Here is a 24104-nt window from a genome sequence, read left to right as displayed (position 1 = left end):
CGAAATGTAACAAAATGCGTATTTTGTAGTACCCGTTTGGCGTTATTCTTTGGCATAAATGCCTTGATCGACTTTGGTGTTGTACGCGTTAAAGGCGTATCGGGGGGCGTGTGCAGCATAGCGGTTGATCCGTCGTTTTGATCACCAGGCTGGCTGGCAACAGGGGAAGCGAAAGATGGCACGTGGACGCCCGCGAAAGATACAGGCCAAGGACGCTTTGCAGTCCGTGATGGTTGCATTCTGGCAAAACGGGTACTCCGGCACTTCCATGAACGACCTGGCCGATGCGTCCGGTATGGCAAAGCCGGGGCTTTATGCCGCCTTCGGCGACAAGGAAGCGCTGTTTGAAAAGGCGCTGCTCCACTATTTTGAAACCTATGGCGGTCCGGTGTTCGCTCGGCTTCAGGAAGCCAGGAAACATGTCGTTGACGACTTCCGGGACTTCCTGGGGGCGGTTGCGGACCTGACACTCGACAAGAACACACCCTCCGGCTGCTTTCTGGTGAACGCCATCGTCGATTGCACCTACGGAACCGAGCGTCACCGTGAAGTCGTCAATGGTTTGCGTGAATCCCGGTTTACCGCGATCCGGGAGCGGCTGCTAAAAGCCGCTGCGGCCGGTGAAATAGCGCCTGACGCCGACATCGACAGTGCGGCGACATTTCTCGACGGCCAATTCTCCGCCATTGCGATGCTCGGTCGAAGCGGGATCAGCGAGCCGGATCTGAAAACCTTCGTTGAAACGGGATTGCGCGCGCTGCCGGTCCGGGACCCGGATACGGTCTTCGACGGCGACGGGTTCAGTCTGCCTACTTTACGACAGTGATTCTTTCAGCCGCACGCGTGACAGCGGTGTAGAGCCAGCGGCTCTTGTGTTCACGAAACGCCCAGCTCTCGTCGAACAGGATCACATCGTCCCATTGTGATCCCTGCGCCTTGTGCACGGTGAGGGCATAGCCGTAATCGAATTCATCAGCCTTGCGCCGTATCGCATAGGGAATGCTTTCCGCGCCGTCCTCGAACATGGCGGGCAGCACCTTCACTTTTACCGTTGTTCTGGCGATGTCCTCTTCGGATACGACGTCGAAACGAAGCGTGTTTCCGCGCGGCTGGCGCAACCGCTTGACTGCCCAAAGGCCGCCGTTCAACAGGCCCTTGGTCTTGTCGTTGCGCAGGCACACCAGCTTGTCGCCGACGGCAGGCATGGGCGTGGTGAAGTCCTTGAGTTCGCGAATGCGGCCATTGTAGAGCCGCCGTGTCTTGTTGGTGCCGACCAGAACCTGATCGGACGACAGGATCTGGTCCTTGTCGATCTCGGTCCGGTGGATGACCTTGCTTTCGCCATAGGTGCCGTAGTCCAGCTTGCCGCCGTCCCGGATTGTCATCGACATGCGCACGATCGGATTGTCCTGAGCCTGCCGGTGAACCTCGGTCAACATAACATCCGGCTCGGCCTCGGTGAAGAAACCGCCGCCTTTGACCGGCGGCAACTGGGCCGGATCGCCGAGCACGAGAACAGGCGTGCCGAATGACAGCAGATCCTTGCCAAGTTCCTCGTCGACCATCGAGCATTCATCGATCACGATCAGCTTGGCGGTTGCGGCAGCGCTGTCCCTCTTGATGGCGAATTGCGGGCCGCTGTCTTCGTCGTCGTCGTCCAGGTCTTCTTCTTCCTTGGCCGAACGCGGACGATAGATCAGGGAATGGATCGTGCCGGCATCCTCGCAGCCTTTCTGCCGAAGAACGTGGGCGGCCTTTCCGGTGAACGCGCCGAAGCAGACATCCCCGTCGATGTCCTCGGCAAGATGCCGCGCCAGGGTTGTCTTGCCCGTCCCGGCGTAACCGAACAGCCGGAAAACCTGCCGGTCACCGCGCTTGAGCCAAGCCGCGGCTTCGTTGAGTGCGTCGTCTTGTTGCGGAGACCAGGCCACAGATGTGCTCCCGAGAATTGCGGACCCGGTTGCTTAACCTGATTTGTCCGATTCCTCCAAGCGCGAAATCAGTTGAGCACGCGGCATGCGGGTTTGCGATCCTAACCCAGAACGGAGAACGAACTTTCCTTCGTCAGCTCGCGCCTGCGCGAGAATGTCGCCGCGTTGAGCGTGTGATCGATGTGCTTCAGGCGGAATTGCAGCGGGTCGCGGTCGTGATCGTTGCCGTCTTCGCAATAGGCCACCAACCTTGTCATGAGGCGTCCGGCGACGATCGCGTTCTTGAACTGGTTGCCGCTTGTGCCGATGGCAAGATAATAGCCGTCGACATCGCTCCGGTCATAGACCGGGAGCCAGTCGTCGGTGGCATCGTAAAGATCCGCGACACCCAGGGGATGCTGCGAGACGCCAAGCGCCGGAAGACGCTGTGAAAACCGGTAGGCGTAGGTCAGCGCGCGGTCCGTCAGATCCCGGCGAAAGTCATCCGGGTCTTCCACGATATGTGTGTCGCAGGGCGGGTTCAGGCTGCCGATCATCAACTGACCACCGCTGCCTGGCTTGATGTAGACGCCGATGTCGTTGTCGGCAATCAGCATGCCTTCGCGCGTGTAGCCGAGCGTTTCGGGCGGTTTTACCTGCACAACCTCCTGGCGCAGCGGTCTGTGACCGATCCTGACGCCAGGATCCCCGTCAAGCAGGCCGTTGACCTTGCCCGAATGGGGTCCGCCCGCGTTGATCACGACGGGGGCACTGAAGAAACCTCCATCCGCGCAGATCACACCAGTCACGCGATTGTTCTCCATCGGGATCCGGTCGACACGGGTATTGAAAAGAAACTCTGCACCGAGCTTTGCGGCGGCGTCCTTCAGGTTCCTTGCGGCGATCTGCGGATCGTCGACATAGCCACCCGCGTGAAAAAAGACACCGCCCTCGATCTGTCCGCCCGTCGGCGCTCCGAAGGCATCGTCATCCATCGTCTTGACCGGGGAAAAGCACTCCAGATTATAGCCTGGCATGCTGTCCAGGATCTGGTCCGACGACCACAGCTCATAGGTGATCCCAAGCGTGTCGGCGTGTTTGAGGACGCCGTCCAGGCTGTTGGAGGCGGTCTTCATGATCAGTGTTCCGGTCTGAACGAACCGTGCCAGGCCGTCGTCAGACGTCGCGCCGAGGGTTTCCGGCCAATGCTTCCAGTCGTGATAGCCGTCATAGGCCATCGCCGTCCCATCGAGCGTGGAATAGTAGGTGCGGATCACGGCCGCGGAGCTGGATGTCGAACCGTAGCCCGCCGCGGGCAGTGTATCGACGTTCAATGTCTTCAGGCCTTCCCGTGCCATGTTGTAGGCAATGGCGCAGCCTATGACACCTGCGCCGATTATGATCGCGTCATAGGTCTGCGGCGTCTGGTTCGGATCTGTCGGGGCAGAAGTCATACGTTCTGTTTCCATTGGTCTGCGCAAGTCTGGCGGGCCGGGCAGTGTGCGTCTTTTTGCAGGGACGGCATCTCCGCTGTTTCGCCCCTGGCTGGTCAAATCGGCACGCCGGGTGTGGATTTCGCTTTCAGGTCAGGCGAAGGCGCGTGGTTTGTCCAGAATGAAAACCGCCATTCAGTGTTCCGAAACAGGCATACGAGATGAAAAAGTGCACGAAATGTAGATTTAAAATACCATAGTTAAATTTATTCATCAGAATGATGATTTTGCGAAATCATGCGGATTTTGTTCTAAAGTCTCAAATTGAAGCCGCGTTCGTCTTTGGGCATGGTGATGACGGGCTCCGGATTCGCCGGTTCTTTCAACAGTTTGGAGTGATGTGTGACGCGTGCAAGCTTTCGCGAATGGCCGACCCTGGCCTTGATTCTGGCCGCGGCAGCGGCATGGATGCTTCTGATCGGGAACTACCCGGCGCTGGGCGGATGGATCGTCTGCCCCCTTGCAGTTTTCGTGGTTACCTTGCAGTCGTCCCTGCAGCATGAAGTGCTGCACGGTCATCCGACACGCAATCCGGCAGTGAACGAGGCGCTGGTTTATTGTTCGCTCGGTCTCTTCATTCCCTACCGCCGCTTCAAGTCGTTGCACTTGCGTCACCACAACAATGACCGGCTCACCGATCCTTACGATGATCCCGAAACCTTTTACATGGCCTGGTCGGACTGGCAGAAGCTGCCCGTGCTCATTCAGGCCGTTCTGACAGTCAACAACACCCTGCTCGGCCGTTTGCTGATCGGTCCGCTTGTGTCGGTCATCGGTTTTCTCGGGTCCGAGCTGCGCATGATCCGCGCCGGCGACATGGTCGTTCTGCGGGCCTGGCTGCACCACTTTATCGGCGCTGTTCCGGTCGTGCTGTTCATCACGCTCGTCGGCAAGATGCCGATATGGCTCTATATATGCTGCATCTCCTATCCCGCGATGAGCCTTCTTATGCTGCGCACCTATGCCGAACACCGCGCCCATGACACCGCGGAAGCGCGTTCGATCATCGTGGAGTTCTGCCCGCTCTTCTCTCTTCTCTTCCTGAACAACAACCTGCATGTTGTTCATCATGCCCATCCTCGAGCTCCGTGGTATGATCTGCCGGCGATGTACCGCGCCAACAAACTGACATGGCAGCGACGCAACGAGGGTTATGTGTTCAGGAGCTATCTGCAACTTGCCGCAACATTCCTTTTCAAGGTCAAGGAACCGGTGGCGCATCCGCTGAGACGCCGACAATCGGATGAGGCGGGGGTTTGAGCCACCGGACCTATCATCCTGTCCGGCTGCCCATGTATGACTGGCCCGAGGTCCGGGCCGCGACAGAGCGTCTGGAAAACGCGTTGCAGGATGCTCTCCTAGACGCGCTTGGACTTAGACCCAGGGACTGCGTTCCGTGGCCGGAGGACCGGGGTCTGGAAGTCAACTGGCGACAGCCCGGCCTGCTCCTGAGCCAGACCTGCGGCTATCCGTTGACGCACGCGCTCAAAGGTCGGGTCCGGCCTGTCGGTGTTCCGCACTATGCCGCCGAAGGCTGCGAAGGCGGGCGATATTGTTCGCATCTGGTCGTGGCGAGAGACAGCAGCCATCGGGAACTTGCCGATTTGCGCGGTCGCCGGGCGGTCTACAACGGGCCTGACAGCCAGTCCGGCATGAATGCCTTCCGTTTCGAAGTTGCCAAGGTCGCCAGCGGTGCACCGTTCTTTTCAAGCGTACGCGAAAGCGGCGGTCATCTGGCCTCCCTTCGCGCCGTGGCGGAAGGTGTTGCGGATATCGCGAGTGTCGATGCGGTGTGCTGGTCGCTCGCCTGCCAGGAATTGCCGGCTCTCACGGATAGACTTCGTTCGATCGGACGCACTGCATCCGTGCCCGGACTCCCGCTTGTATCATCGCTCAGTTTTTCGGAAGCCGAAGCCGAAACCATTGCTGGGGCCGTGCAATCCGTCTTCGAGGATGTCACGCTTGCCGAGGATCGCTCACGCCTCCTGATCTGCGGATATTCGCCCATATCGGACGCAGACTATGCGCCGATCCTGGAAATGGAACGACGTGCGGCCGAGCAGGGTTATCCCGAGCTGGCCTGATCCGATTTTCGCGCTGCACCTTATTCGCTAAACAACCGCTCATTCCTGGAAAAATAGTCGATCGCGAAATCGACGAAAGCGCGCACCCTCGCCACGCGGCGCAGATCCCGGTGATACAGCAGCCAGACGGGGTATCCCGGCTGTAGCGGCACCTCCGGAACACGCACGATGCGCGGATCCGCGTCGCCGGTGAAGGCCGGGATCTTGATCAGTCCCAGGTGTTTTGCTGCCGCCTCGATCTGCATGGAGACCTCGGGAAGAACATGGCGGACGGTTGCGTCCGGGAACGGGCTGTCGGCAATCCAGTCCTGAAACTCACTCCAGGCAATCCAGTGTGCGCCCCTTCCTTTCGTGGCAATCAGATCCTTATGGGTTCTGAGATATTCGGGTGAGGCGTAGACGGCCTGCACAAAAGTCAGAAGTTTTCGCCCGAGCACATCTTCATCGACGTTTCGCGCGACCCGCAGGGAGATATCGGTCTCAAGGCGCTGCAGGTCGGAGACGCGGTTGGTTGAGATCGTGCGCACCGAAATTTCGGGAAAGCGTTCGGAAAACCCGCACAGCATGTCCGCCAGCAATCCGTGCGACAGGGCAGGGGGCAGGCTGAGGCGAACGGTTCCCGCCGGCTCCAGATCGAGGCCTGACAGTTTCCGGGTGATCGTGTTGGCCTGGGTTTCCATTTCCTCCGCAGGTTCGATCAGCGCCTCGCCCGACTGCGTCAATTGCAGGCCGCTCGTCGTCCGGTCGAACACGCGCGTTCCCAGACTGTTTTCGAGTGCGGAAATGGCCCTGTGCACGGTGCCGTGATTGACGCCGAGTTTCTCGGCCGCTTGCCGGAAACTGCCTGTGCGTACTGCCACGAGAAATGTACGTACGTGGTCCCAGTCAAGCTCGCGTTTCATTCAGCGTCCCCTGTTGCGGCATTGCGGATCGTTTTTGATCCGCTCTGGTGTATTTGGGTGTATTCCATTCAAAAATCAATCCGCCACATTCAATCCCAGACGCGCTGCGAGCGCGCTTTCGGGCAACTGACAAAGGTGGATCGAGAATGACTGATGAACCAAAAACCGGCCTTGGACGGCGGGCGCTGTTAAAGGGTGCAGCAACAGGAGGAGCCGCCCTGGCGCTGTTGCCCGCCCTTCCGGTTGCCGCGCAGCAGGCTGAAAAAACGCTCGGCTCCGATCCCGCAGCGCCTTACGGCGTGCCGATCGGCACCGCTTTTCCTTTCGAAAAGAAAGACATGCCGGTTCTTGATTCGAGCATCGCTTATGTCGATGAGGGTGAGGGCCGCCCCGTGGTGTTTCTCCACGGCAATCCGACGTCGTCGTATCTGTGGCGCAACATCATTCCGCACGTTCCGGAAGGATACCGGGCCATCGCACCCGATCTGATCGGGATGGGTGACAGCGGCAAGCCGGACAGCGACTACAGGTTCGCAGATCACGCGCGGTATCTGGACACGTTTCTGGATCAACTTGATCTGAGTGATGCGATCCTGGTGGTCCATGACTGGGGCTCTGCGCTCGGCATGCGCTATGCGAGGCTGAATCCTGAACAAATATCCGGGTTGGTGTTCCTGGAAGCGATCGTGCCGCCGGTGCTGCCGGTCGCATCGTTCGACGACATGCCCGGGCCGCTTGCGGATTTCTTCCGGCTGATGCACAGCGACAAGGGCGCCGACATGGTTCTCAACCAGAATTTCTTCGTGGAATTCGTGCTGCCGCAAATGGGCGTCGTGCGCACCATGTCAGAGGCGGAGATGGATCATTACCGCAGGCCCTTTCCAACGCCCGAGAGCCGCAAGCCGGTTCTGGCGTGGCCGCGTGAAGTGCCCATCGAAGGCAAGCCTGCCGACGTCGTCGAAGAGGTCAGGCTGAACGGCGAATGGCTGTTGTCGAGCCGGATCCCCAAACTGATGTTCTATGCAGAGCCGGGTGCGCTGATGCCCAAACCCGTCGCTGACTATCTGAGCGCGAACGTGCCGAACATTGAAGCACGCTTTGTCGGGGCGGGATCGCATTTTCTGCAAGAAGATCATCCGCATGTCATCGGTCAGGGCATTGCCGACTGGCTGCGCCGGATCTGACTTCGTTCAAAATCAAGGAGAGCAAAAAATGGCGGAAGTGGTCGTCAGCCAGGACGTGAATGCCCCTCTGGCCGATCTCTGGCGGAGCTGGGACAGTTTCGACGAGATCTACCGGTTCAATCCGGTCATCAACCAGTCGCCGCTCCTTCCCCGGAGCGCACCGACCGGAATGGGAGCGGAGCGGGTCTGCAGGCACATTGACGGGAAGACCTATCTGAAGGAAAGGATCATCGGCTATCAGCCGGAGGAGCATATCGTGGTCGATATCTTCGATGCCAACCTGCCTCTCAAGAAAGCGATCGTGACACTGGACTTCGCGGCGCTCTCATCCGACCGGAGCCGCGTCACCATGCGCATCAGTTTCACGCCGAAATTCGGACCTATCGGATGGTTGATGACCCCGTTGATGAAGTCGCAATTCAGAAAAGGCCTTTCGGATCTGCTTTCGGCAAATGCCCGCTTTGTTGAACAAGGTGTCGAAGTACATCCAAAAGCTGCCGCATGAGTATTAAAGTGTGTCATTTTAAGACATTCGTTAACGATGTTCTTTCTTGGTGACACACTTTTCTGGTGAATTCGGCTGAAATGCTGGCGCAAAAGTTAACAAAGAGTTACGATTCTCGGTAACTCAATAATTAACAGTGAGTGCGTCATGAAAACGATTTTCAGATCAGCCGTTGCTGCAGCAGGTCTGCTTGCGGTTCTGTCAACCGCTGCATTTGCCGAAAGCGGCACGACCCGGATTGTGCACGACGAGCCCTACGGAGCGATCGTCACCAAGGAAGCCGGTGTGCTGGTTTTCCGAGGCCTGCCGCCGACCCGCAAGGTGATTGTCAACCCGGAGGGCAAGACACCGCTTGATCTCAGGTTGACCGAGGTTCGCGAGACGAATGTCGTCGTCTTCAGTCAGGACGACTACGTCCGCGGGCTTGGTTCGAAAATCCTGCGCGTGAAGTAACAAGACCTGATTGCCGGGCCGTTACGCTGAACGGCCCAGCAATCGCTCGTCATAGGGATAGGTGCTGAGACGCTCGTATCCCGTGTCGGTGATCAGGAGCTGTTCTTCGAGCTTCACGCCCTCATGGCCGCCGTGCCGGCCGACATAACTCTCAACACAGACTACCATTCCGGGCTCAAGGCTGCCGTCATAGCCTCCGCTCTCCCAGTCTGACGGGTAGGGCACCGCCGGGTATTCATCGCACAGGCCGACACCGTGAAAGAGCACGGAATACCGGTTTGCTAGGCAATCGTCCTGGAGGCTTACGGCTTCATGAGAAAGTTCCCGGAAGGTGCGGCCGGGCGCGAGCATGCCGATATTGGCCTCGATCTGGTCATAGGCCATCTGGTAAAGACACCGCTGTTCGTTGGTTGGGGTCCCGTCGCCGCAAAGCCACGTTCTGGAAATATCGCAACACATGCCATAGGGCCCAACGAGATCCGTATCGAATGCGACGAGATCACCGTCCTCAATCACACGCGACGATGCTTCCTGGAACCAGGGGTTCGTGCGCGGGCCGGAGGCCAGAAGCTGGGTTTCGATCCATTCGCCGCCTCTCCTGATATTGCCCGCGTGAAGCAGCGCCCACAGATCCCATTCCGTCATGCCGGGGACAAGCGCGTCTTCCATTTCCCGCATGGCGGCTTCGCAGGAGGCAATCGAACGGCGCATCGCCTTGATTTCGTCGCCGCTCTTGATCGAACGAGCCAGTTCCATGACCTCTTCACCGTCATGGAATTCCAGGCCATGCGCCTCTAACGCGGCAACGCCTTCACGGCGGGCCTTGTCCAGGGCGATGCGATGGTTGCCACCGCCATAGGTCTTCACCAGGTCCGCGAGTTCGTCCGCCCATTTCAGCGCCAGCTCTGCAGAGCGGGGACCGGCTTCGAAGTAGAACCAGGGAATACCGTGACGGACCTCGTCAACCAAAAGGTTGTGCCCGGACAGGTGTTCGCAGTGGTGGAAATCGAACGCAACGACGGGTCCGTCGAGGGCAACAAACGTGTAGCGGACGGCGTTGTGTGTCGACCAGACCTGCATGTTGGTCGCATCTGTCGCGTAGCGGACGTTCAGCGGGTCGCAGAGAATTGCGGCGCTGAGATCGTATTTTTCCAGTTGCTGCCGGATGCGCCCGAGCCGGTATGCGCGCATGGCGTCAAGGTCAGGTGCCTCAAGGCCAAGCGTTGCCCATTCGGCCTCCGCGAGGTCGCCATAGCCCAGGACGTGCCGGTTGAGTGCGGTTGCCTTCTCGTTGGCATAGGCGGCAAGGGCCTCGTAGCCTGCAGCGTCACCAGGGTGAAGCGGCAGCTCGGCCGGCATGATCTTCCGCCTGTGGCGGCCAAAATGTTCCGTGTTCATGGCGCTGACACCTCCTCCCTGTGTTGCTGGCCGTTGCCGTGAGTTACATGCGCATGCGCTCCGCCTTCGGATCGAACGGAGGATCGGGAAGGATGGTTGCCTTGCACATTTCACCCAGGATTTCGACTTCGAACGCACCTTCGCCGGTTTTTTCGGCAAGCCCGGCGGGGATGTATCCCTGGGCCAGGGATTTCCCGACCCAGTGCGCATAACCGCCGGAAGTTATCCAGCCGATGACCTCGCCGTTGTGCCAGACCGGTTCGTCGCCCATGACATCCGCATCGGACGCGGCGACTTCGAAGCTGACCCGGCGCTTTTGCGGACCTTCCTCGAATTCGGTGCGGGCGGCTTCCTGACCGATGAAGCGGTTTTTCGACAGTTTCACGAAACGCCCGAGATCGGCCTCATAAGGTCCGTAGATCGGGCGGAACTCGCGGAACCAGGTGCCGAAGTTCTTTTCAAGCCGCAGGGACAGAAGCGCGCGCATGCCGAAGTTCCGGATGCCGAATTCGGCCCCGGCCGCCATCAGGGCCTCATAGACCTGGCGTTCATATTCCGGCGTCATCCAGATCTCGTAACCGAGGTCGCCGGTATAGGTAATCCGGTTGACCTTGCACGGCGCATTGGCGACGTCCATTTCGCGGAAATCCATGAAGCGGAAGGCTGCGCCCGAGACGTCTTCGCCGGTTACTTTTTCAAGGACCTTGCGTGCGTTCGGACCGGCAATGGAAAGGCCCACCCAGCCAAGATTGATCGCCCTGAGCGTCACCGAGCCATCCTGCGGCAGGTGTTTCTCGAACCAGCGCATGTGATAGACCTCGGCCTGCGAGGACCCGAACATGTAGAATGTTTCATCGGAGGCGCGCGCGATGGTGAAGTCGCCAATCAGCTTGCCGTTCTCGTTGAGCATCGGCGTCAGCACGATCCGGCCGACCTTCGGCATGGTGTTGGTCATCAGGTAGGACAGGTAGTCTTCCGCACCCGGACCGCTGATCTCGTATTTCGCGAAATTCGCGATTTCGGTGATGCCGACACTTTCGCGCACCGCCCGGCATTCCGCCCCGACATGTTCGAAATCGTTCGACCGGTGGAAGGAGAAAATGTCTCGAGCCTCCACGCCCTCCGGTGCGAACCATAGCGGTGTTTCGAGCGCCCAGCTGTCGCCCATGACAGCGCCCTGCGCCAGCATGCGATCGAAGAGCGGGGTCGTCTGATGCGGCCGGCCGGCCGGAAGTTCCTCGTTCGGGAAACGGATGCGGAACCGGCGGCGATAGTTTTCCTGCACCTTGGCATTGGTATAGGAGAGCGTTGCCCAGTCGCCGTAGCGCGCGACATCCATGCCCCAGATGTCGTATCCCGGATCACCGTTTATCATCCAGTTTGCCAGCGTCAGTCCGACACCGCCGCCCTGGCTGAACCCGGCCATCACACCGCAGGCGACCCAATAGTTCTGAAGGCCCCGGACCGGCCCGACAAGCGGATTGCCGTCGGGTGCGAAGGTGAAGGGGCCGTTGATGATCTGCTTGATTCCCGCCGTCTGCAGCGCCGGGAAGTGTTCAAAGCCGACTTCAAGCTCCGGTGCGATGCGGTCAAGGTCCGGGGCAAGCAGTTCGTGGCCGAAATCCCACGGGGTCTCGCGCGGGCTCCACGGGCGGCAGTTCTGCTCGTAGGTGCCCAGCAGCATGCCCTTGCCTTCCTGGCGCGTATAGATCTCGCCGCCGAAGTCCAGGATGCCGATCAGTTCCTTGCCGGTTGCTTCGTTGTGGGCAACCACTTCCGGCATTTCGTCGGTCAGCAGGTACATGTGTTCCATGGCGAGGATCGGCAGTTCAAGGCCGACCATGCGGCCGCATTCGCGGGCCCACAGGCCGCCGGCATTGACGACATGATCCGCCCGGATCGTGCCCTTGCCCGTGACGACATCCCAGGTGCCGTCCGGCGTCTGCACCAGTTCTTCCACCTTGGTGTGCCGGTAGATCGTCGCGCCATTCACGCGTGCGGCCTTGGCGTAGGCGTGGGTCGTGCCTGATGGATCCAGATGACCCTCGATCGGATCCCAGAGCGCGCCGATGAAGTGTTTTTCGTCGAGCATCGGGAACATGGCCTTGGCTTCCAGAACGGAAATCAGTTCCAGTTCCATGCCCAGATAGCGGCCCTTGGCCTGGGCAAGGCGCAGAAAGTCCATGCGCTCGGGCGTGTCCGCGAGCATCACGCCGCCGGTCAGATGCAGGCTGCAGGACTGACCGGAAATCTCTTCCAGCTCCTTGTAGAGATCGACCGTGTAGCTTTGCAGCTGCGCAACGTTGGGGTCGCCGTTCAGCGTGTGAAATCCTCCGGCCGCGTGCCAGGAAGATCCGGAGGTGAGCTCGTCGCGCTCGACCAGCACCACGTCTTTCCAGCCCAGCTTGGTGAGGTGATAAAGAACACTGCAGCCGACAACGCCGCCACCAATGACAACGACCTGAGTGTGAGTTTTCATGCGTTTGCTCCGGACTGACCGCCAGGATGCGGCAGGGTCTTCAAGGGGATGATCTAAAAGTCGGTGGGAACGCCGCCTTCGGCCTTTCGCCGGTCGACAAAGGCCGTGATTTCCTCGTCGATCGCAGGATCGAGGGCAGGCTGCTCATAAGCTTCAAGGGCTTTCTTGTAGAGCATGTTGGCCTTGTCATAGGCGATCGGGCTGCCCGCCTCTGCCCATGTTTCGTAATTGCGCCAGTCGGACACGATCGGCGGGTAGAACGCGTCCTTGTAGCGGGCCTGCGTGTGCTCGGTTCCGAAGAAATGCCCTGCCGGTCCCACGTCCTTGATCGCATCGACGGCAAGCGATGCTTCGGAGACATCCAGAGGGGTCAGGTACTCTGCGATCTTCTGCAGAAGGTCGATATCGGCAATGAACTTCTCGAAGCCGGCGCTGAGACCGCCTTCAAGCCAGCCGGCGGCATGCTTGATCAGATTGCCGCCGCCGTTGATCGCACCCCATTCCGACAGCGTCGTTTCAAGAGCGGCCTGATAATCGACCGTGTTGGCGGCGCAGACGCCGGAAGACCGGAACGGCAGCTTGTAACGTCGCGCCAATTGCCCGCTGACAAGGGCGGCTTTCATGTATTCCGGGGTGCCGAAAGCCGGCGCGCCGGACTTCATGTCGACATTCGAGGTGAAGCCGCCATAAACAACGGGTGCGCCCGGTCGCACGAGCTGCGCGAAGGCAATGCCCGCCAGTGCTTCCGCATTTTGCAGGGTCAGTGCCCCCGCAACGGTAACGGGTGCCATCGCGCCGGCGAGCGTGAACGGCGTGACGACGGACACCTGACCAGCCCTGGCCATCTCGATGATACCCTGAAGCATGGGTGTATCGAGACGCAAAGGGGAAGACGTGTTGATCACCGTCAGTGTGCACGGGGTGTCGATCAGTTGTTCGGGCGTGAGACCGTTCGCGATCCGGGCAAGTTCGATGCCGTCGTGATTGCGTTCCTTGCCGAGGGAATAAAGATGCAGCGCCTTGTCGGTCAGGCGGATTGCGTCGGCGATGCAGTCCAAATGCCGGATCGAGGCGTGAAGATCCACGGGTTCGACGGGATAGCCGAGCGGTGCGTGAATGATGTTGAAGAACTGGCCGAGCTTCAGGAGCTTCTGGAAGTCCTCCCGGTTGCCGGGCCTGCGGCCGCCGTCGCGGTCAACGACATTGGGCGTGCTGGCGACGCAGGAGAACACAATGGCATCGCCACCGATCTGCAGGTCGTGGTTCCGATTGCGGGCACGCAGGGTGAATTCGGCTGGCGCTTTGGCGACGAGTTCCTCGACCATGGCGCGATCCATGCGAACGCGGTCCTCGCCCGGCTTCACGTCGGCACCGGCCGCCTTGAGCATTTCCTTCGCCTCCTCGTGGAGGAAGTCCATACCGATTTCCTCCAGAACCCGCATGGAGGCATCGTGGATCGATTCGAGTTCGTCAGCGGAGATTGCTTCGATGGGTTTGAAAATATGCCGGGGCTGCCTGAAGGGCTTCTGAGGGAAGAGATCCGGTCCCGCCTTTTCACCGCCACCTCTGCGACGGCGACCGCGCCTAAGGGGGGCTGTTTCATTCACGGCAAGCGTGCCAAGGTCCTCTGTCATCCGATCCGCCATTGTTTCTCGATTTGCAGGTCCCGCGCCGCCTTGGGGCGAGGCCGACAAAATCGCAGGATGGACCGACTTTAGCGGAGAGCCTTGTTTTTCCGGGCAGTCTCAGAGCGACGGTCTCTGCCTCAACTCCGACATGTCGGAGCAGGTGATGGTCCCATCAACAGGCTTCTGTGAAACTTCAGCTTGACGAATTGTAGCTTCAAAGCGATCAGAGGTCAGTCAAATTGAATGTGGATCCAACTGGCGTGAACGAACGGCTTTCCGATTCAGATCTTCTTGCCTTCCTGAAAGGCGTGTTGCCGGTCAAGGACTGGGGCAGCGCGCGGCTGCGTCCGCTTCCGGTCAACTACACCAGCCGTTTCTGGCGTCTCGACACGCCGGAACGGATCTTCGTGGTGAAGGAGTTTTTTCCAGGCGCGGAAATCAACCCGCTTTATCCGACCTTGCCTGACCAGGAAGCCGAAGCGCTGAGTTTCCTCGCCAGATATGACCTTGCGCCTGCGCTGGAGACCTACACTCAAAGCCCCGCTGGCACTCCGTTACTGGTCTATGGCTATGGCCCGCCGGTCACAGATCAGATCGATGTCGGCGAAGCGGCCGAGCTGATCGGCCGGATTGCCGAACTCAAGGAGCCGGTGCCCGGGCACCAGGAAGTGCCGGCCGGGTACCACGAGGTGCTTGAGAACGGAGACGCGATGCTGGCTGCCATCCCGGACAGCCGCAAGGCGGTGAACCTCAAACGGCTGAGGCCGAGTGGCGAAGCCGTTCCCCGCCGCAAAGTCAGGCGCACCCTGGTGCATCGCAGCTTCTGCCTAGGGACAATCCAGTCGACCGCGGACGGCGCCCGCATGATCGACTGGCAGTTCGCCGGCTACGGTGATCCGGTCGAGGACATTGCCGGGTTCGTGTCACCGGGTCTTCTCAAGCTCTACGGTTTGCATCCCCTGGTCGCCTATGCGGAGGAGATGTTCCTGAAGCACTATCCAAATCAGGAGACCGCCGAAAGGTTCCTGGAAGAGCGGGGCGCCTATCACTGGCGGCTGGCGGCCTATTGCCTTTTCCGGCATGAAACGCTCGGCCAGACCAATGCACCGGCGGCCCGCGCCTATGGCCGGGCGCTGGAAGAAGAAGTCGATCTGCTGCTCAGGCTCAGAAGCAAATAGCGTTTCGAAAAGTTTGCCGTGTAATCTCGCTGTCATGGACAGGGGCTAACGCAGGGCATGTCCATTTCGGTTTCCACTGTTTCAAAGTCCTTCGGCCCGCACAGGGCTCTCAACAAGGTTTCCCTGTCCATTGAGAGCGGGACTTTCTTTGTCGTTCTGGGGCCTTCGGGGTGTGGGAAATCGACCCTGTTGCGGTCCATAGCCGGACTTGAACCGATCGATGCGGGACGCATCGCGCTTGGCGGCAGTGACGTTGCCTACGATGGTTTCCACGTGGCTCCGGAGCACCGGCGGGTCGGCGTTGTGTTCCAGTCCTATGCGCTTTGGCCGCATATGAGTGTTGCCGGCAATGTCGCCTTTCCGCTTGAAACGGCAGGGCAAAACCGCAGCAACGTGTCTTCCCGGGTTTCGGATTGTCTTGAGACGGTGTCGCTGACTGCTTTCGCGGGCCGCAAGCCGGCGGAGCTTTCCGGGGGGCAGCGTCAACGGGTGGCGCTCGCCCGCTGTCTCGCCCAGGGCGCAGAAACCGTTCTGATGGATGAGCCGCTCGCCAATCTCGATCCGCACTTGCGCGGTGTCATGGAGGAAGAACTGGCTGCCTTCCACAAGGCAAGCGGTGCCACGACCCTGTTCATCACCCATGACCAGCGTGAGGCAATGGCGCTTGCCGACAAGGTTGCCGTGATGTGGGACGGAGAGATCCTGCAGGTTGACGAGCCTGACGCGATTTACCGCCGGCCGAACTCACGGCGTGTGGCCGGGTTTATCGGACGCAGCAGCCTGGTGCCGGTGCGGCTCGATGATGCGATGGGCGATACGGCAAAGGTGTCGCTGGGCCGCGGCTCAATTTTATCGGAATGTGCGGCTGGAACAAATGTCGGACATGCAACTTTGCTCATCCGCCCCGAACATCTTGTCCCGGATGTCGAGCACCCGGATCTGGAAGGAACGGTTGTCCGCACGGTCTATCGGGGCGGGTCCTGGGACGTGTTCGTGGATGTCGATGGCATCGAAGCCCCGCTGCTTCTGACGCTGCATCGAAAGGCGGACAAGGGCGACGTTCTGCGTCTTGCCGTTACGCGGAGTTGGGTCATTCCGGAGCCGAGCCCATGATGTCGCAGGTTTCAGTCCTTCCAGGGGATGGTTCCCGCCGGAACCCGCTTTGAGAGCGCGTTCATTGTCAGCATGATCGCCAGAGTGGCCACAACGACGACCACCGACATGGCGGCAGCCAGCGTCGTGTAGCCGCCGTCTTCGTAGTTGAAGATGGTCGTTCCGATGGTTTCGTTGCCTGTCGACCACAGGAGGGCGGAGACCGTGACTTCGTTGTAGGCCGTCAAAAAAACCAGAATGGCACCGGAAGCGGCGGAAGGGGCTGCCAACGGGCTGAAAATGCGCCTGATCCGAGTGAAGAACCCGGCTCCGGACACCCGCGCAGCATCTTCCAGGGACCCGTCCATCTGCAGGAAGGCGGCCAGAACCGGCTTCAGGCCAACGGCCAGAAAAACGGAGACATAGGCGATCAGAATGATCCACAAGGTGCCGTAGAGCGAGACATCGAGGATCGGAAGCGGGCGAATGAACGCCAGGATGAAAGCGATCGACATCACCAGCCCCGGCACTGCAAACGCGATTTCGGACTGGGTCAGCGCAAGTTCTGCCCATCGGCGATGACCTCCGTTCCTGTGTGTCAGAAAATAGCCGAGCAACAGGCTTGCCACCGCGATGATAACGGCCGCAGTGCTGGCAATCAGCGTGGAGTTCGCAAAGGCCCTCAACGTGACCGACTGACGCCAGATGACTTCCACGAAATTCTCCAGTGTCAACGTGTCCAGCCCGAGCGGCAGTCCATAGGTCCTGACCAGGGACGTCGCGATCAGGGATGCTGCCGGCAGCAGCAGCACAAGGGCAACGAAACTCCACAGAAGCGCTTCCACGAAAGGTCTTTTCCGCCCGAGAGAAATTGCAAGCGGGTCCTGCGGCAGTCCGATCAGGCTGGCGCGCATGCGCTTTTGCAGAAGGCTCTGGATCATGATCGCCACCAGGGCCACGAGTGCGAGGATGACGGAAATGACCGCGACATTCGGCAGGATGTCCGGGCCGAAACTTGCAAGGCGGCGCCAGACCAGCACGGGCAGCGTCGTATAGCGTGCCGGAATGCCGATGAGCGCGTTGATGCCGAAGTTGCCGAGCGCGGAGACAAAGGCGAGGGCAAAGCCAGCAAGCAGGGAAGGGCCAAGGAGAGGCAGCGTGATCCGGCGCAAAAGGGTCCAGGTCCCGGCACCGGAGATGCGGGCCGCGTCCGACAACTCGCGCGGAAACGATCTGAGCGCCGCCCGGACCAGCAGGAAAACGAGCGGGCTGTGCTGGAGCGAAAGCAGCAGCACGAGACCCTCGCGCGAATAAAGCGGATGCGTGGACCCGAGTTCCGGGGCCATGCCAAGCCAGCGCAGGACCGGGCTTGCCGGTCCGAGCGCCTGGATCCATGCAATCGCCGTCACGTGCGGCGGAATCATCATCGGCAAGAGCAAGAGAAAAACCAGAAGTCCCTTCGCCCGGAGGTCGGTCAGGCCGACGAGAAGCGCGAGCAAGGTCCCGAGAACAGTCGCCACGAGCGCCGAGAGGAAACTGCTTTCAATGGAGTTCCAGAGGGCACGTTGCACGGAGCGGTTCTGCATCGCTTCGAGCAATGGTGCGAGGTCCAGTCCTGTTTCTCCGGTCAGGCCGGTCCTGAATAGCAGGAGAAGCGGCAGGCCGCAGACCGCCGTCGCGCCCGCGACGAGCGCGACCAGAGTTGCTTTTTCAGACGGTAAAGACGTTTGCAATGAGAACCGGCAAGATTGCGTGGCTTCTGAAGAGACGTCAGCGCGGTCCCGGCCGCGCTGACGGTTGAGTTAGGGTCCTGACCCCATTAAGCGTGCGGAAATTAACCGCCGAAGATCTCGGTGAACTTGATCTTGTTGGCCTGGTCCTGTTCCAGTGCCTCGGCCGGATCGAAGTCCATCAGCTTGATTTCATCGCGTGCCGGGAAACCTTCCGGGGGTGCGACAGCCGGGTGCGCCGGCAGGTAGCCTTGCGAAGAGGCAAGCTTCTGACCGTCCTCGGAAATCAGGAAATCGACGAAAGCCTTTGCAGCATCCGGGTTCTGAGCCGTGGACAGGATCGCAACCGGTTCGGTAACTGCGGAAACGCCTTCTTCCGGGAAGACGAATTCGACCGGTGCGCCTTTGAGTTTTTCGCGGATCGGCAGGAAGTCGACGACGAAGCCGTAGAGTTTTTCGCCGCCGGCGATCGCCTTGTAGGTGCCGCCGTTGCCGCCCTTCGGGTTGGCGCCCTGATCGGCGAGACCCTCATAGTAGGCCCAGCCGAGATCCGGGTTCGAGGTCAGGGCCGCCATGTGGATCGTTGCCGCGCCAGAAGTGAGCGGGGACGGCATTGCAAGCTTGTCCCTGGCCTCTGCCTTGAGGAGATCCTTGTAGGATGTCGGCTTCATCGGCGCGTTGGTGTTGTAGACGATGCCGCTGGTGATCAGCTTGGTGGAGAAATAGGTCTTGTCGTCATCCATGATGGCGGGATCGTATGCGGAGATATCGGCACCTTCGTGCGCCAACAGGCGGCCTTCCTTCTTGAGTCCCTCCATGGTGACCATGTCGGCAATCAGCAGCACGTCCGGTTTCGGCGCGCCTGCCTCGAACTCGGCGCGCAGCTTTGCCATCATCTTGGTGGTGCCGTCGCGGACCCATTCGACCTCAACGTCCGGATGCTTCGCCGTGAATGCATCAACGGTCGCCTGCGCGTCGGCATTCGGTTGCGATGTGTAGAGCACCAGCTTTCCGGAAACATCTTCCGCGACTGCAGGCGCAGAAGCCATGGCCAGAAGACCGGCTGCGATCACTAATTTCTTCATCTGACTTATCCCTTTAGCAAGGCCGCGGGAGGATGCGGGTGCAAAGGTGGTTAGCAGGCTTGTGTGACAGTTGTTTTCGAGTGGCCTTGAGAATCGCGGGGTCAGTCCATTTACTGAAATTTTGCTTCAGGTTTGCGTGATCCGGCATGAGATACCCATTGTCTCCGGCTCGAACCCACGTTCCAGCCATTGCCGGAAGGAGGCGGGTCGGTTATCACCTCGTAACGACAATTTAAATCGATCTGAGAAAGGCTTCCTTGATGAGTTCAAACGGCGCTGTTGCGGAAATCGGCCTGATCGGCCTTGGCACGATGGGCGGAAACCTTGCTCTCAACATTGCCGAAAACGGGTTTCAGATCGCGGTCTATAACAGGACCACGGAAAAGACAGACCAGTTCATTGCAAAGGCCGGCGATCTTGCCGGAAAACTTGTGCCCAGCAAAACGCTTGAGGAATTCGTTGCGTCGATCAAACCGCCGCGCGCCGTCATCCTGATGGTCCCGGCCGGCGATGCCGTGGATGCGCAGATCGAGGCCCTGCGCCCGCTGCTGGATGCTCAGGATCTGATCATCGATGCGGGCAACGCCAATTACCACGACACCAATCGCCGGGCAGCGGCCTCCTCCGAGCGAGGACCCCGTTTCATGGGCATCGGCGTTTCCGGCGGTGAAGAAGGCGCGCGCTTCGGGCCGTCGATCATGGGCGGCGGCGCAAACGATGCCTGGGACCAGGTCGGCCATATTCTGGAAGCCATATCGGCAAAGCACGAAGGTGAACCCTGCGCGGCTCATCTCGGCGAAGCCGGTGCTGGCCATCTGGTCAAAACGGTTCACAACGGCATCGAATATGCCGACATGCAGATGATCGCCGAGGTCTACGGCGTCATGCGCGACGGCTTCGGCATGCCTGCCGGCGAGATTGGCGCCGTCTTCGAGAAGTGGAACCAGGGTGTTCTGCAGTCCTACCTGATCGAGATCTCGGGAAAGGTTGCCGCCACATCGGACCCGGACACGGGCCGGCCGATGCTCGACATCATCCTCGACCGGGCGGGGCAAAAGGGAACCGGCCGCTGGACGGCGATCGAGGCCCTGATGCTTGGAACGCCAGCCAGCACGATCGAGGCGGCGGTTGCCGTGCGCAACATGTCGTCACGACTTGAGGAACGCAAGGCGGGAGAGGCGGAGTTCGGCGCTGCACCGGTCAGCCTCGGCCAGGATCTGATCGCCATCGACGCGCTGGAAGCCGCGCTCGTGGCCGGCAAGATCGTCTGCTACGCGCAGGGCTTCGGGCTTATCCTGGAGGCGGCCCGCCAATATGGCTGGGCGATGCCTTTGCCGAAGATCGCGAAGATCTGGCGAAACGGCTGCATCATCCGCTCCGCCATGCTGAACGACATGTCGGCCGCCCTTGCCGAAGACGCCGAGCGCAACCTGATGCTGGCACCGTTCTTCTCGGCCAAGCTGAAGGAAACCGAGGCCCAGCTGAGGCAGGTTGTTGCGCAGGCAGCCCTGCACGGTCTGCCGGTTCCGGCCCTGTCCGCTGCTCTGTCCTATTTCGATATCATGCGCACGGCGCGCTCGACGGCGAACATGCTGCAGGGCCAGCGGGACTTTTTCGGAGCGCACGGTTTCGAACGCACCGACAAGGATGGCAGCGGCTATCACGGCCCGTGGGCCATGGGCTGATTGCAAAAACGAAAAAGCCTGCGCGGTTTTTCGCGCAGGCTTTCTCGTTCATCTTGAGACCGTCAGGGCGTCAGCTGCCGGCCTGCAGCCCGGTATCCAGCAGCGCCTTGATCTGCTGCTCGCTGGTTCCGGCGACGATGCGTCCGAGTTCCTGGTCGCCCTTAAGAACGAGCAGTGTGGAGCGGCGCGGGATCTTGCGCGATGTGGTGACTTCGTGCCTGCCATAGGCGTCCCAGTCAACCCGCACAAAAACGATTGCATCGTCATAGGCCGGGTTGGCCTGGCGCAGGGCGTTGATGACCCGTTCCTGGCGTGCACAGGTGCTGCACCACGAGGCAGCATAGTCAACGAAGACCGTCTTGCCGGCGGCAAGATGCTTCTGGATGAGCCCGGGCGCGTAGTCGACCATTCCGTTTGCAAACGCGGTAGCGGGAAGCAGGCTTGCGGTAAGTGCGGCACCTGCAGTTGTCACAAGAAAGCGACGGCGATTCATGTTCGTTCCTTTCCCTTTAAGATCAAAACCGGACTGAAAGATCCTGCAGCCAGATCGGCATCACGCTCAGAGCCCACGCATCGAACATCTTGTGGACGTTGAGCAGCAGCAGCACGCCGACTGCAATGAATACGACCCCCATCAGGGGTTTGGATTTCTCCGCCAGGCCGCGCAATCTGTCGGCCCTGCGGCGGATGGTTTCTCCCGCACCGAGCCCCAGACCGACGATAAACGTCGAAACCCCGAATGCGAAAAACGACATGATGGCGGCGGCCCAGAGCAGGCTCTGGCCCTGCGAGGCAAGGGCGATCGCACCGCCAAGCGTCGGGCCGATACATGGCGACCAGACCGCACCGAGAAGCGCGCCGCCGAGAAACTGGCCGCGCAGACCACTGGTGTCGGTGCTGTGCAACCTTTGTCCGGCCGAACCGGACAGACCGGCGGCAGCAAGCTCAAACCGCTGGCTGAAGGCGGGGACAAGCAGCACAAGGCCAAAGGCGATCATCAAGGACGCACCGATCCTTGCCATGACATCTTCCGTCAGGCCTATGGCATAGCCGAGGGTGGAGACCAGCATGCCGAAGGCGACGAACGAAACGCTCATCCCGGCGGCCAGTGCGATGGGCGCGCGCCTGTCGGCATTGAGTGCGGATGCAAGCACGATCGGCAGCACCGGCAATACGCATGGATTTATCAGGGTCAGAAGACCGGCAAGATACGCAAGCGGCAGTTCAAGCATATTTGTCAGTGCACCTTTGCAAGAGCCCGTTCCGGTCGAGGAATGCCGGAACACACCTCGTTTCCGACCTTAAGTAGGCAAAGGCTGACTGACTGTCCGCTAACGCCTCTTCACAAATTTGTGGGGTCGGGTGCGCGGCGCAGAAAACGGCTTTATTGCGCCAGTCCGAGCGCGGCCATATTCGCGATTGAAACCGGCACATCGGCGTGGTCGCGCACCTCGATGATCAGGCGCGGATCGCTTTCGAGTGTCGACAGCGCCTTGAAGACGGCGTGCCAGTTGATGGTTCCTTCGCCGAGTGCCCAATGCCGGTCAGCATAGCCGTCAGCGTCCTGTAAATGGACATGACGCAGCGCATTGCCGGCCGCTTTCACATAAGTGTCGACCGGGGGTGCTCCCGATGTACCATGCGCGTAATGGGCATGGCCGGTGTCGATTGAGACTTTCACCATCCGGGAACCGAAACTGTCGGCCAGTATCCTCCTCAGATGCGGGTCCCTGTCCTCGATGTTTTCAATGACAAGTTCGCAGCCGATATCCTCGGCGCGCTTTACCGCGTCTTTCATGGTCAGGTGGCAAAGGTCGATCTTGCGCTCACGGGCGTTTTCGTAATTGTCGAGGTTGTTGTGGTCCCAATTGGAATAGGGGCTGTGCACGACCATGTGCGTCGCTCCGAGCGCTTCGCAGACCTCAAGACCCTGCAGGAGACGCTTCTTGACCACGTCGCGCACGTCCACATCGACTGTATCGACGGTGAAACCCCAGAATGGACCGTGGATGCCCACGCGGCCTTCGTGCCCATCGAGAAGTGACTTTGCGCGTTCCACCAGCGGCGTCCAGTCACCATTGAGGACCTCGCCGGGAAAAAAGTCCTGGAGTTCAAGGTCCCTCGGTTTCTCGAGCATGAGCTTGCGGTGGGTTTCCAGGCTGTTGACATTGAGCGCTGCGCCCAGGATCGGGAGGGTCGGCATGGTGTACCTTTATCGGGTGTGAACTTGCTGCCTGATACTGCGCGATCCTTGACACTATTGCGACATATCGGCCGCGAAAGATCAGTATCCACGCTTGCGGTCGACGTGATCCGGGATGGTATCTGATTCCAGAAACGCCTTGAGGTTCCGCGCGACAAGCCTGGAGGCCGTGCTGATGATTGTCGGCGCGGAAATATGCGGCAGTACCGTCACTTTCTCGTGGTGCCACAGCGGGTTGTCCGATGGCAGAGGCTCCTGGTCGAAAACGTCGAGGACAGCGTGGGACAGGTGTCCTGCATCGAGCGCGCCGACAAGCGCGCCCGTCTCAATCACCGGGCCGCGGGCGAAATTGATGATCGCGGCGTCCTGCTTGCACACCTTGAATTCGTCTTCGCCCAGCAAACCGCGCGTCTCATCTGTCAGCGGAACCAGAACGACGACAATGTCGGCCTCGCCGAGCAACTGCTTCAGACCGTCCGGTCCGTGAAAACAGCGTACGCCGTCGAGTGTTTTTTCAGACCGGCTCCAGCCCGTCACGGTGAAGCCGTTGGCCTTGAGGCGCTGCGCCGACGCGTTTCCGAGATTTCCCAGGCCCAGCACGCCGACTGTTCGTTCAGCGGGTGTCTTCAGGAAATGCTCCTGCCAGATGCCCTGGCGCTGTTGCAGCATGTAACGGGGCATATCGCGATGCAGATAGAGGGTCCAGGCCAGAACCGCTTCGGACATGGTTTCCGCCATTTGCGGGTCTGCCAGCCTGACTATGAGCGGGCCGCCTTCCGGCAACTCGGACATCAGCCGCTCGACCCCTGCCCAAAGGCTCTGCACCCAGACAAGGTTCGGCAGGGCCGCGACGTGGGCCGGGTCCGGATTTGCAACGATGGCAACCCTCGCGGCAAGGCGCTCTTCTTCGGTCAGCGTTTCGAACGGCTTGAGTTCGGCGAGATCGCTCAGCGATCTGGACAATTCCCGCTGCCAGACGTTCCGCTCGTGCGATTGGGCTTCAGGTATGAAGGGAACGACTGGCTTCATTGAGGGCGGCTCCGGAGAACACTGCGATCCGCTATCCGGACCCCGTGCGCAAGATGAAAAATCTGA

The 24104-nt window shown here is 60.2% G+C and carries 21 protein-coding genes; 9 read left to right on the top strand and 12 right to left on the bottom strand.

What is annotated here, in order from left to right; all coding sequences use genetic code 11:
* The first annotated feature begins 175 nt into the window (after nucleotides 1–175).
* Nucleotides 176–826, top strand: a complete 651-nt coding sequence (locus RBB49_RS17640) for a TetR/AcrR family transcriptional regulator (RefSeq protein WP_306144178.1) — start codon at nucleotides 176–178, stop codon at nucleotides 824–826.
* On the opposite strand, the gene RBB49_RS17635 is transcribed toward RBB49_RS17640, so the two are convergent.
* Together RBB49_RS17635 and RBB49_RS17630 are read right to left on the bottom strand one after the other, a co-directional pair.
* On the bottom strand, nucleotides 810–1931 hold the full coding sequence (locus tag RBB49_RS17635) for an ATP-dependent RecD-like DNA helicase (RefSeq protein ID WP_306144177.1): 1122 nt from the start codon (nucleotides 1929–1931) through the stop codon (nucleotides 810–812). The genes RBB49_RS17640 and RBB49_RS17635 overlap by 17 nt on opposite strands.
* Nucleotides 1932–2032: 101 nt before the next feature.
* Nucleotides 2033–3364 (bottom strand): FAD-binding oxidoreductase, encoded by a 1332-nt coding sequence (locus RBB49_RS17630; RefSeq protein ID WP_306144175.1) that lies wholly within the window; start codon nucleotides 3362–3364, stop codon nucleotides 2033–2035.
* Between the two features lie 381 nt (nucleotides 3365–3745).
* On the opposite strand from RBB49_RS17630, the gene RBB49_RS17625 reads away from it, so the two are divergent.
* The gene (locus tag RBB49_RS17625) at nucleotides 3746–4663 is read left to right on the top strand and encodes a fatty acid desaturase (protein WP_306144174.1); all 918 of its coding nucleotides are present in this window, start codon (nucleotides 3746–3748) and stop codon (nucleotides 4661–4663) included.
* Complete coding sequence (locus tag RBB49_RS17620) at nucleotides 4660–5487, top strand: phosphate/phosphite/phosphonate ABC transporter substrate-binding protein (RefSeq protein WP_306144173.1); 828 nt, start codon at nucleotides 4660–4662, stop codon at nucleotides 5485–5487. The genes RBB49_RS17625 and RBB49_RS17620 overlap by 4 nt, the downstream gene beginning before the upstream one ends.
* Before the next feature lie 20 nt (nucleotides 5488–5507).
* Here RBB49_RS17620 and RBB49_RS17615 read toward each other — a convergent pair whose 3' ends face one another.
* Nucleotides 5508–6389, bottom strand: a complete 882-nt coding sequence (locus tag RBB49_RS17615; RefSeq protein WP_306144172.1) for a LysR family transcriptional regulator — start codon at nucleotides 6387–6389, stop codon at nucleotides 5508–5510.
* A gap of 146 nt (nucleotides 6390–6535) precedes the next feature.
* On the opposite strand from RBB49_RS17615, the gene RBB49_RS17610 reads away from it, so the two are divergent.
* From RBB49_RS17610 to RBB49_RS17600, 3 genes are all read left to right on the top strand, one after another.
* Complete coding sequence (locus RBB49_RS17610; protein ID WP_306144171.1) at nucleotides 6536–7573, top strand: haloalkane dehalogenase; 1038 nt, start codon at nucleotides 6536–6538, stop codon at nucleotides 7571–7573.
* Between the two features lie 28 nt (nucleotides 7574–7601).
* Nucleotides 7602–8078: an SRPBCC family protein gene (locus RBB49_RS17605; protein ID WP_306144170.1), complete on the top strand. Its 477-nt coding sequence runs from the start codon at nucleotides 7602–7604 to the stop codon at nucleotides 8076–8078.
* Nucleotides 8079–8225: 147 nt separating this feature from the next.
* The gene (locus RBB49_RS17600) at nucleotides 8226–8531 is read left to right on the top strand and encodes a hypothetical protein (RefSeq protein WP_306144169.1); all 306 of its coding nucleotides are present in this window, start codon (nucleotides 8226–8228) and stop codon (nucleotides 8529–8531) included.
* 21 nt (nucleotides 8532–8552) lie between these two features.
* Here RBB49_RS17600 and RBB49_RS17595 read toward each other — a convergent pair whose 3' ends face one another.
* The 3 genes from RBB49_RS17595 to RBB49_RS17585 are packed head-to-tail and all read right to left on the bottom strand — an operon-like array spanning nucleotide 8553 to nucleotide 14042.
* Nucleotides 8553–9929 carry a Xaa-Pro peptidase family protein gene (locus tag RBB49_RS17595; RefSeq protein WP_306144168.1) on the bottom strand — a complete coding sequence of 459 codons (1377 nt, stop codon included), beginning with the start codon at nucleotides 9927–9929 and terminating at the stop codon, nucleotides 8553–8555.
* A 43-nt stretch (nucleotides 9930–9972) separates the two neighbouring features.
* Nucleotides 9973–12408: an FAD-dependent oxidoreductase gene (locus tag RBB49_RS17590; protein WP_306144167.1), complete on the bottom strand. Its 2436-nt coding sequence runs from the start codon at nucleotides 12406–12408 to the stop codon at nucleotides 9973–9975.
* Between the two features lie 53 nt (nucleotides 12409–12461).
* A complete protein-coding gene (locus RBB49_RS17585) occupies nucleotides 12462–14042 on the bottom strand; it encodes a trimethylamine methyltransferase family protein (RefSeq protein WP_306144166.1) in 1581 nt (526 codons plus the stop codon).
* A gap of 254 nt (nucleotides 14043–14296) precedes the next feature.
* Between RBB49_RS17585 and RBB49_RS17580 the strand changes: the two genes are divergently transcribed.
* The gene (locus RBB49_RS17580; RefSeq protein WP_306144165.1) at nucleotides 14297–15214 is read left to right on the top strand and encodes a phosphotransferase; all 918 of its coding nucleotides are present in this window, start codon (nucleotides 14297–14299) and stop codon (nucleotides 15212–15214) included.
* Between the two features lie 57 nt (nucleotides 15215–15271).
* Nucleotides 15272–16327, top strand: a complete 1056-nt coding sequence (locus tag RBB49_RS17575) for an ABC transporter ATP-binding protein (RefSeq protein ID WP_306144164.1) — start codon at nucleotides 15272–15274, stop codon at nucleotides 16325–16327.
* 11 nt (nucleotides 16328–16338) lie between these two features.
* On the opposite strand, the gene RBB49_RS17570 is transcribed toward RBB49_RS17575, so the two are convergent.
* Both RBB49_RS17570 and RBB49_RS17565 read right to left on the bottom strand, forming a co-directional pair.
* Nucleotides 16339–18039 (bottom strand): iron ABC transporter permease, encoded by a 1701-nt coding sequence (locus RBB49_RS17570; RefSeq protein ID WP_306144163.1) that lies wholly within the window; start codon nucleotides 18037–18039, stop codon nucleotides 16339–16341.
* Nucleotides 18040–18140: 101 nt separating this feature from the next.
* Nucleotides 18141–19121 carry an ABC transporter substrate-binding protein gene (locus tag RBB49_RS17565; RefSeq protein ID WP_306144161.1) on the bottom strand — a complete coding sequence of 327 codons (981 nt, stop codon included), beginning with the start codon at nucleotides 19119–19121 and terminating at the stop codon, nucleotides 18141–18143.
* A gap of 260 nt (nucleotides 19122–19381) precedes the next feature.
* Between RBB49_RS17565 and gndA the strand changes: the two genes are divergently transcribed.
* Nucleotides 19382–20806 carry an NADP-dependent phosphogluconate dehydrogenase gene (gene gndA / locus RBB49_RS17560; protein WP_306144160.1) on the top strand — a complete coding sequence of 475 codons (1425 nt, stop codon included), beginning with the start codon at nucleotides 19382–19384 and terminating at the stop codon, nucleotides 20804–20806.
* 70 nt (nucleotides 20807–20876) lie between these two features.
* On the opposite strand, the gene RBB49_RS17555 is transcribed toward gndA, so the two are convergent.
* The 4 genes from RBB49_RS17555 to RBB49_RS17540 all read right to left on the bottom strand — a co-directional run bounded on the left by RBB49_RS17555 (nucleotide 20877) and on the right by RBB49_RS17540 (nucleotide 24038).
* Complete coding sequence (locus tag RBB49_RS17555) at nucleotides 20877–21299, bottom strand: thioredoxin family protein (protein WP_306144159.1); 423 nt, start codon at nucleotides 21297–21299, stop codon at nucleotides 20877–20879.
* 22 nt (nucleotides 21300–21321) lie between these two features.
* Entirely contained in the window at nucleotides 21322–22038 is a 717-nt protein-coding gene (locus tag RBB49_RS17550) for a cytochrome c biogenesis CcdA family protein (protein ID WP_306144158.1), read from the bottom strand.
* Nucleotides 22039–22190: 152 nt separating this feature from the next.
* Nucleotides 22191–23009, bottom strand: a complete 819-nt coding sequence (locus RBB49_RS17545) for a sugar phosphate isomerase/epimerase (RefSeq protein ID WP_306144157.1) — start codon at nucleotides 23007–23009, stop codon at nucleotides 22191–22193.
* Nucleotides 23010–23090: 81 nt separating this feature from the next.
* On the bottom strand, nucleotides 23091–24038 hold the full coding sequence (locus RBB49_RS17540) for a glyoxylate/hydroxypyruvate reductase A (RefSeq protein WP_306144156.1): 948 nt from the start codon (nucleotides 24036–24038) through the stop codon (nucleotides 23091–23093).
* Nucleotides 24039–24104: the final 66 nt, after the last annotated feature.

Source organism: Roseibium sp. MMSF_3412, assembly GCF_030733265.1.
Taxonomy (GTDB): domain Bacteria; phylum Pseudomonadota; class Alphaproteobacteria; order Rhizobiales; family Stappiaceae; genus Roseibium.
Note: the sequence above shows the minus strand (reverse complement) of the source record. Positions and strands in the feature narration are given on the sequence as shown.

What these genes read in the sequence shown, in the direction of transcription:
- RBB49_RS17640 (WP_306144178.1), top strand. Translation starts at nt 176, where the DNA reads ATGGCACGTGGACGCCCGCGAAAGATACAGGCCAAGGACGCTTTGCAG.
- RBB49_RS17630 (WP_306144175.1), bottom strand. Translation starts at nt 3,364, where the DNA reads ATGACTTCTGCCCCGACAGATCCGAACCAGACGCCGCAGACCTATGAC.
- RBB49_RS17615 (WP_306144172.1), bottom strand. Translation starts at nt 6,389, where the DNA reads ATGAAACGCGAGCTTGACTGGGACCACGTACGTACATTTCTCGTGGCA.
- RBB49_RS17610 (WP_306144171.1), top strand. Translation starts at nt 6,536, where the DNA reads ATGACTGATGAACCAAAAACCGGCCTTGGACGGCGGGCGCTGTTAAAG.
- RBB49_RS17605 (WP_306144170.1), top strand. Translation starts at nt 7,602, where the DNA reads ATGGCGGAAGTGGTCGTCAGCCAGGACGTGAATGCCCCTCTGGCCGAT.
- RBB49_RS17600 (WP_306144169.1), top strand. Translation starts at nt 8,226, where the DNA reads ATGAAAACGATTTTCAGATCAGCCGTTGCTGCAGCAGGTCTGCTTGCG.
- RBB49_RS17595 (WP_306144168.1), bottom strand. Translation starts at nt 9,929, where the DNA reads ATGAACACGGAACATTTTGGCCGCCACAGGCGGAAGATCATGCCGGCC.
- RBB49_RS17590 (WP_306144167.1), bottom strand. Translation starts at nt 12,408, where the DNA reads ATGAAAACTCACACTCAGGTCGTTGTCATTGGTGGCGGCGTTGTCGGC.
- RBB49_RS17585 (WP_306144166.1), bottom strand. Translation starts at nt 14,042, where the DNA reads ATGACAGAGGACCTTGGCACGCTTGCCGTGAATGAAACAGCCCCCCTT.
- RBB49_RS17575 (WP_306144164.1), top strand. Translation starts at nt 15,272, where the DNA reads ATGTCCATTTCGGTTTCCACTGTTTCAAAGTCCTTCGGCCCGCACAGG.
- RBB49_RS17565 (WP_306144161.1), bottom strand. Translation starts at nt 19,121, where the DNA reads ATGAAGAAATTAGTGATCGCAGCCGGTCTTCTGGCCATGGCTTCTGCG.
- gndA (WP_306144160.1), top strand. Translation starts at nt 19,382, where the DNA reads ATGAGTTCAAACGGCGCTGTTGCGGAAATCGGCCTGATCGGCCTTGGC.
- RBB49_RS17555 (WP_306144159.1), bottom strand. Translation starts at nt 21,299, where the DNA reads ATGAATCGCCGTCGCTTTCTTGTGACAACTGCAGGTGCCGCACTTACC.
- RBB49_RS17550 (WP_306144158.1), bottom strand. Translation starts at nt 22,038, where the DNA reads ATGCTTGAACTGCCGCTTGCGTATCTTGCCGGTCTTCTGACCCTGATA.
- RBB49_RS17545 (WP_306144157.1), bottom strand. Translation starts at nt 23,009, where the DNA reads ATGCCGACCCTCCCGATCCTGGGCGCAGCGCTCAATGTCAACAGCCTG.
- RBB49_RS17540 (WP_306144156.1), bottom strand. Translation starts at nt 24,038, where the DNA reads ATGAAGCCAGTCGTTCCCTTCATACCTGAAGCCCAATCGCACGAGCGG.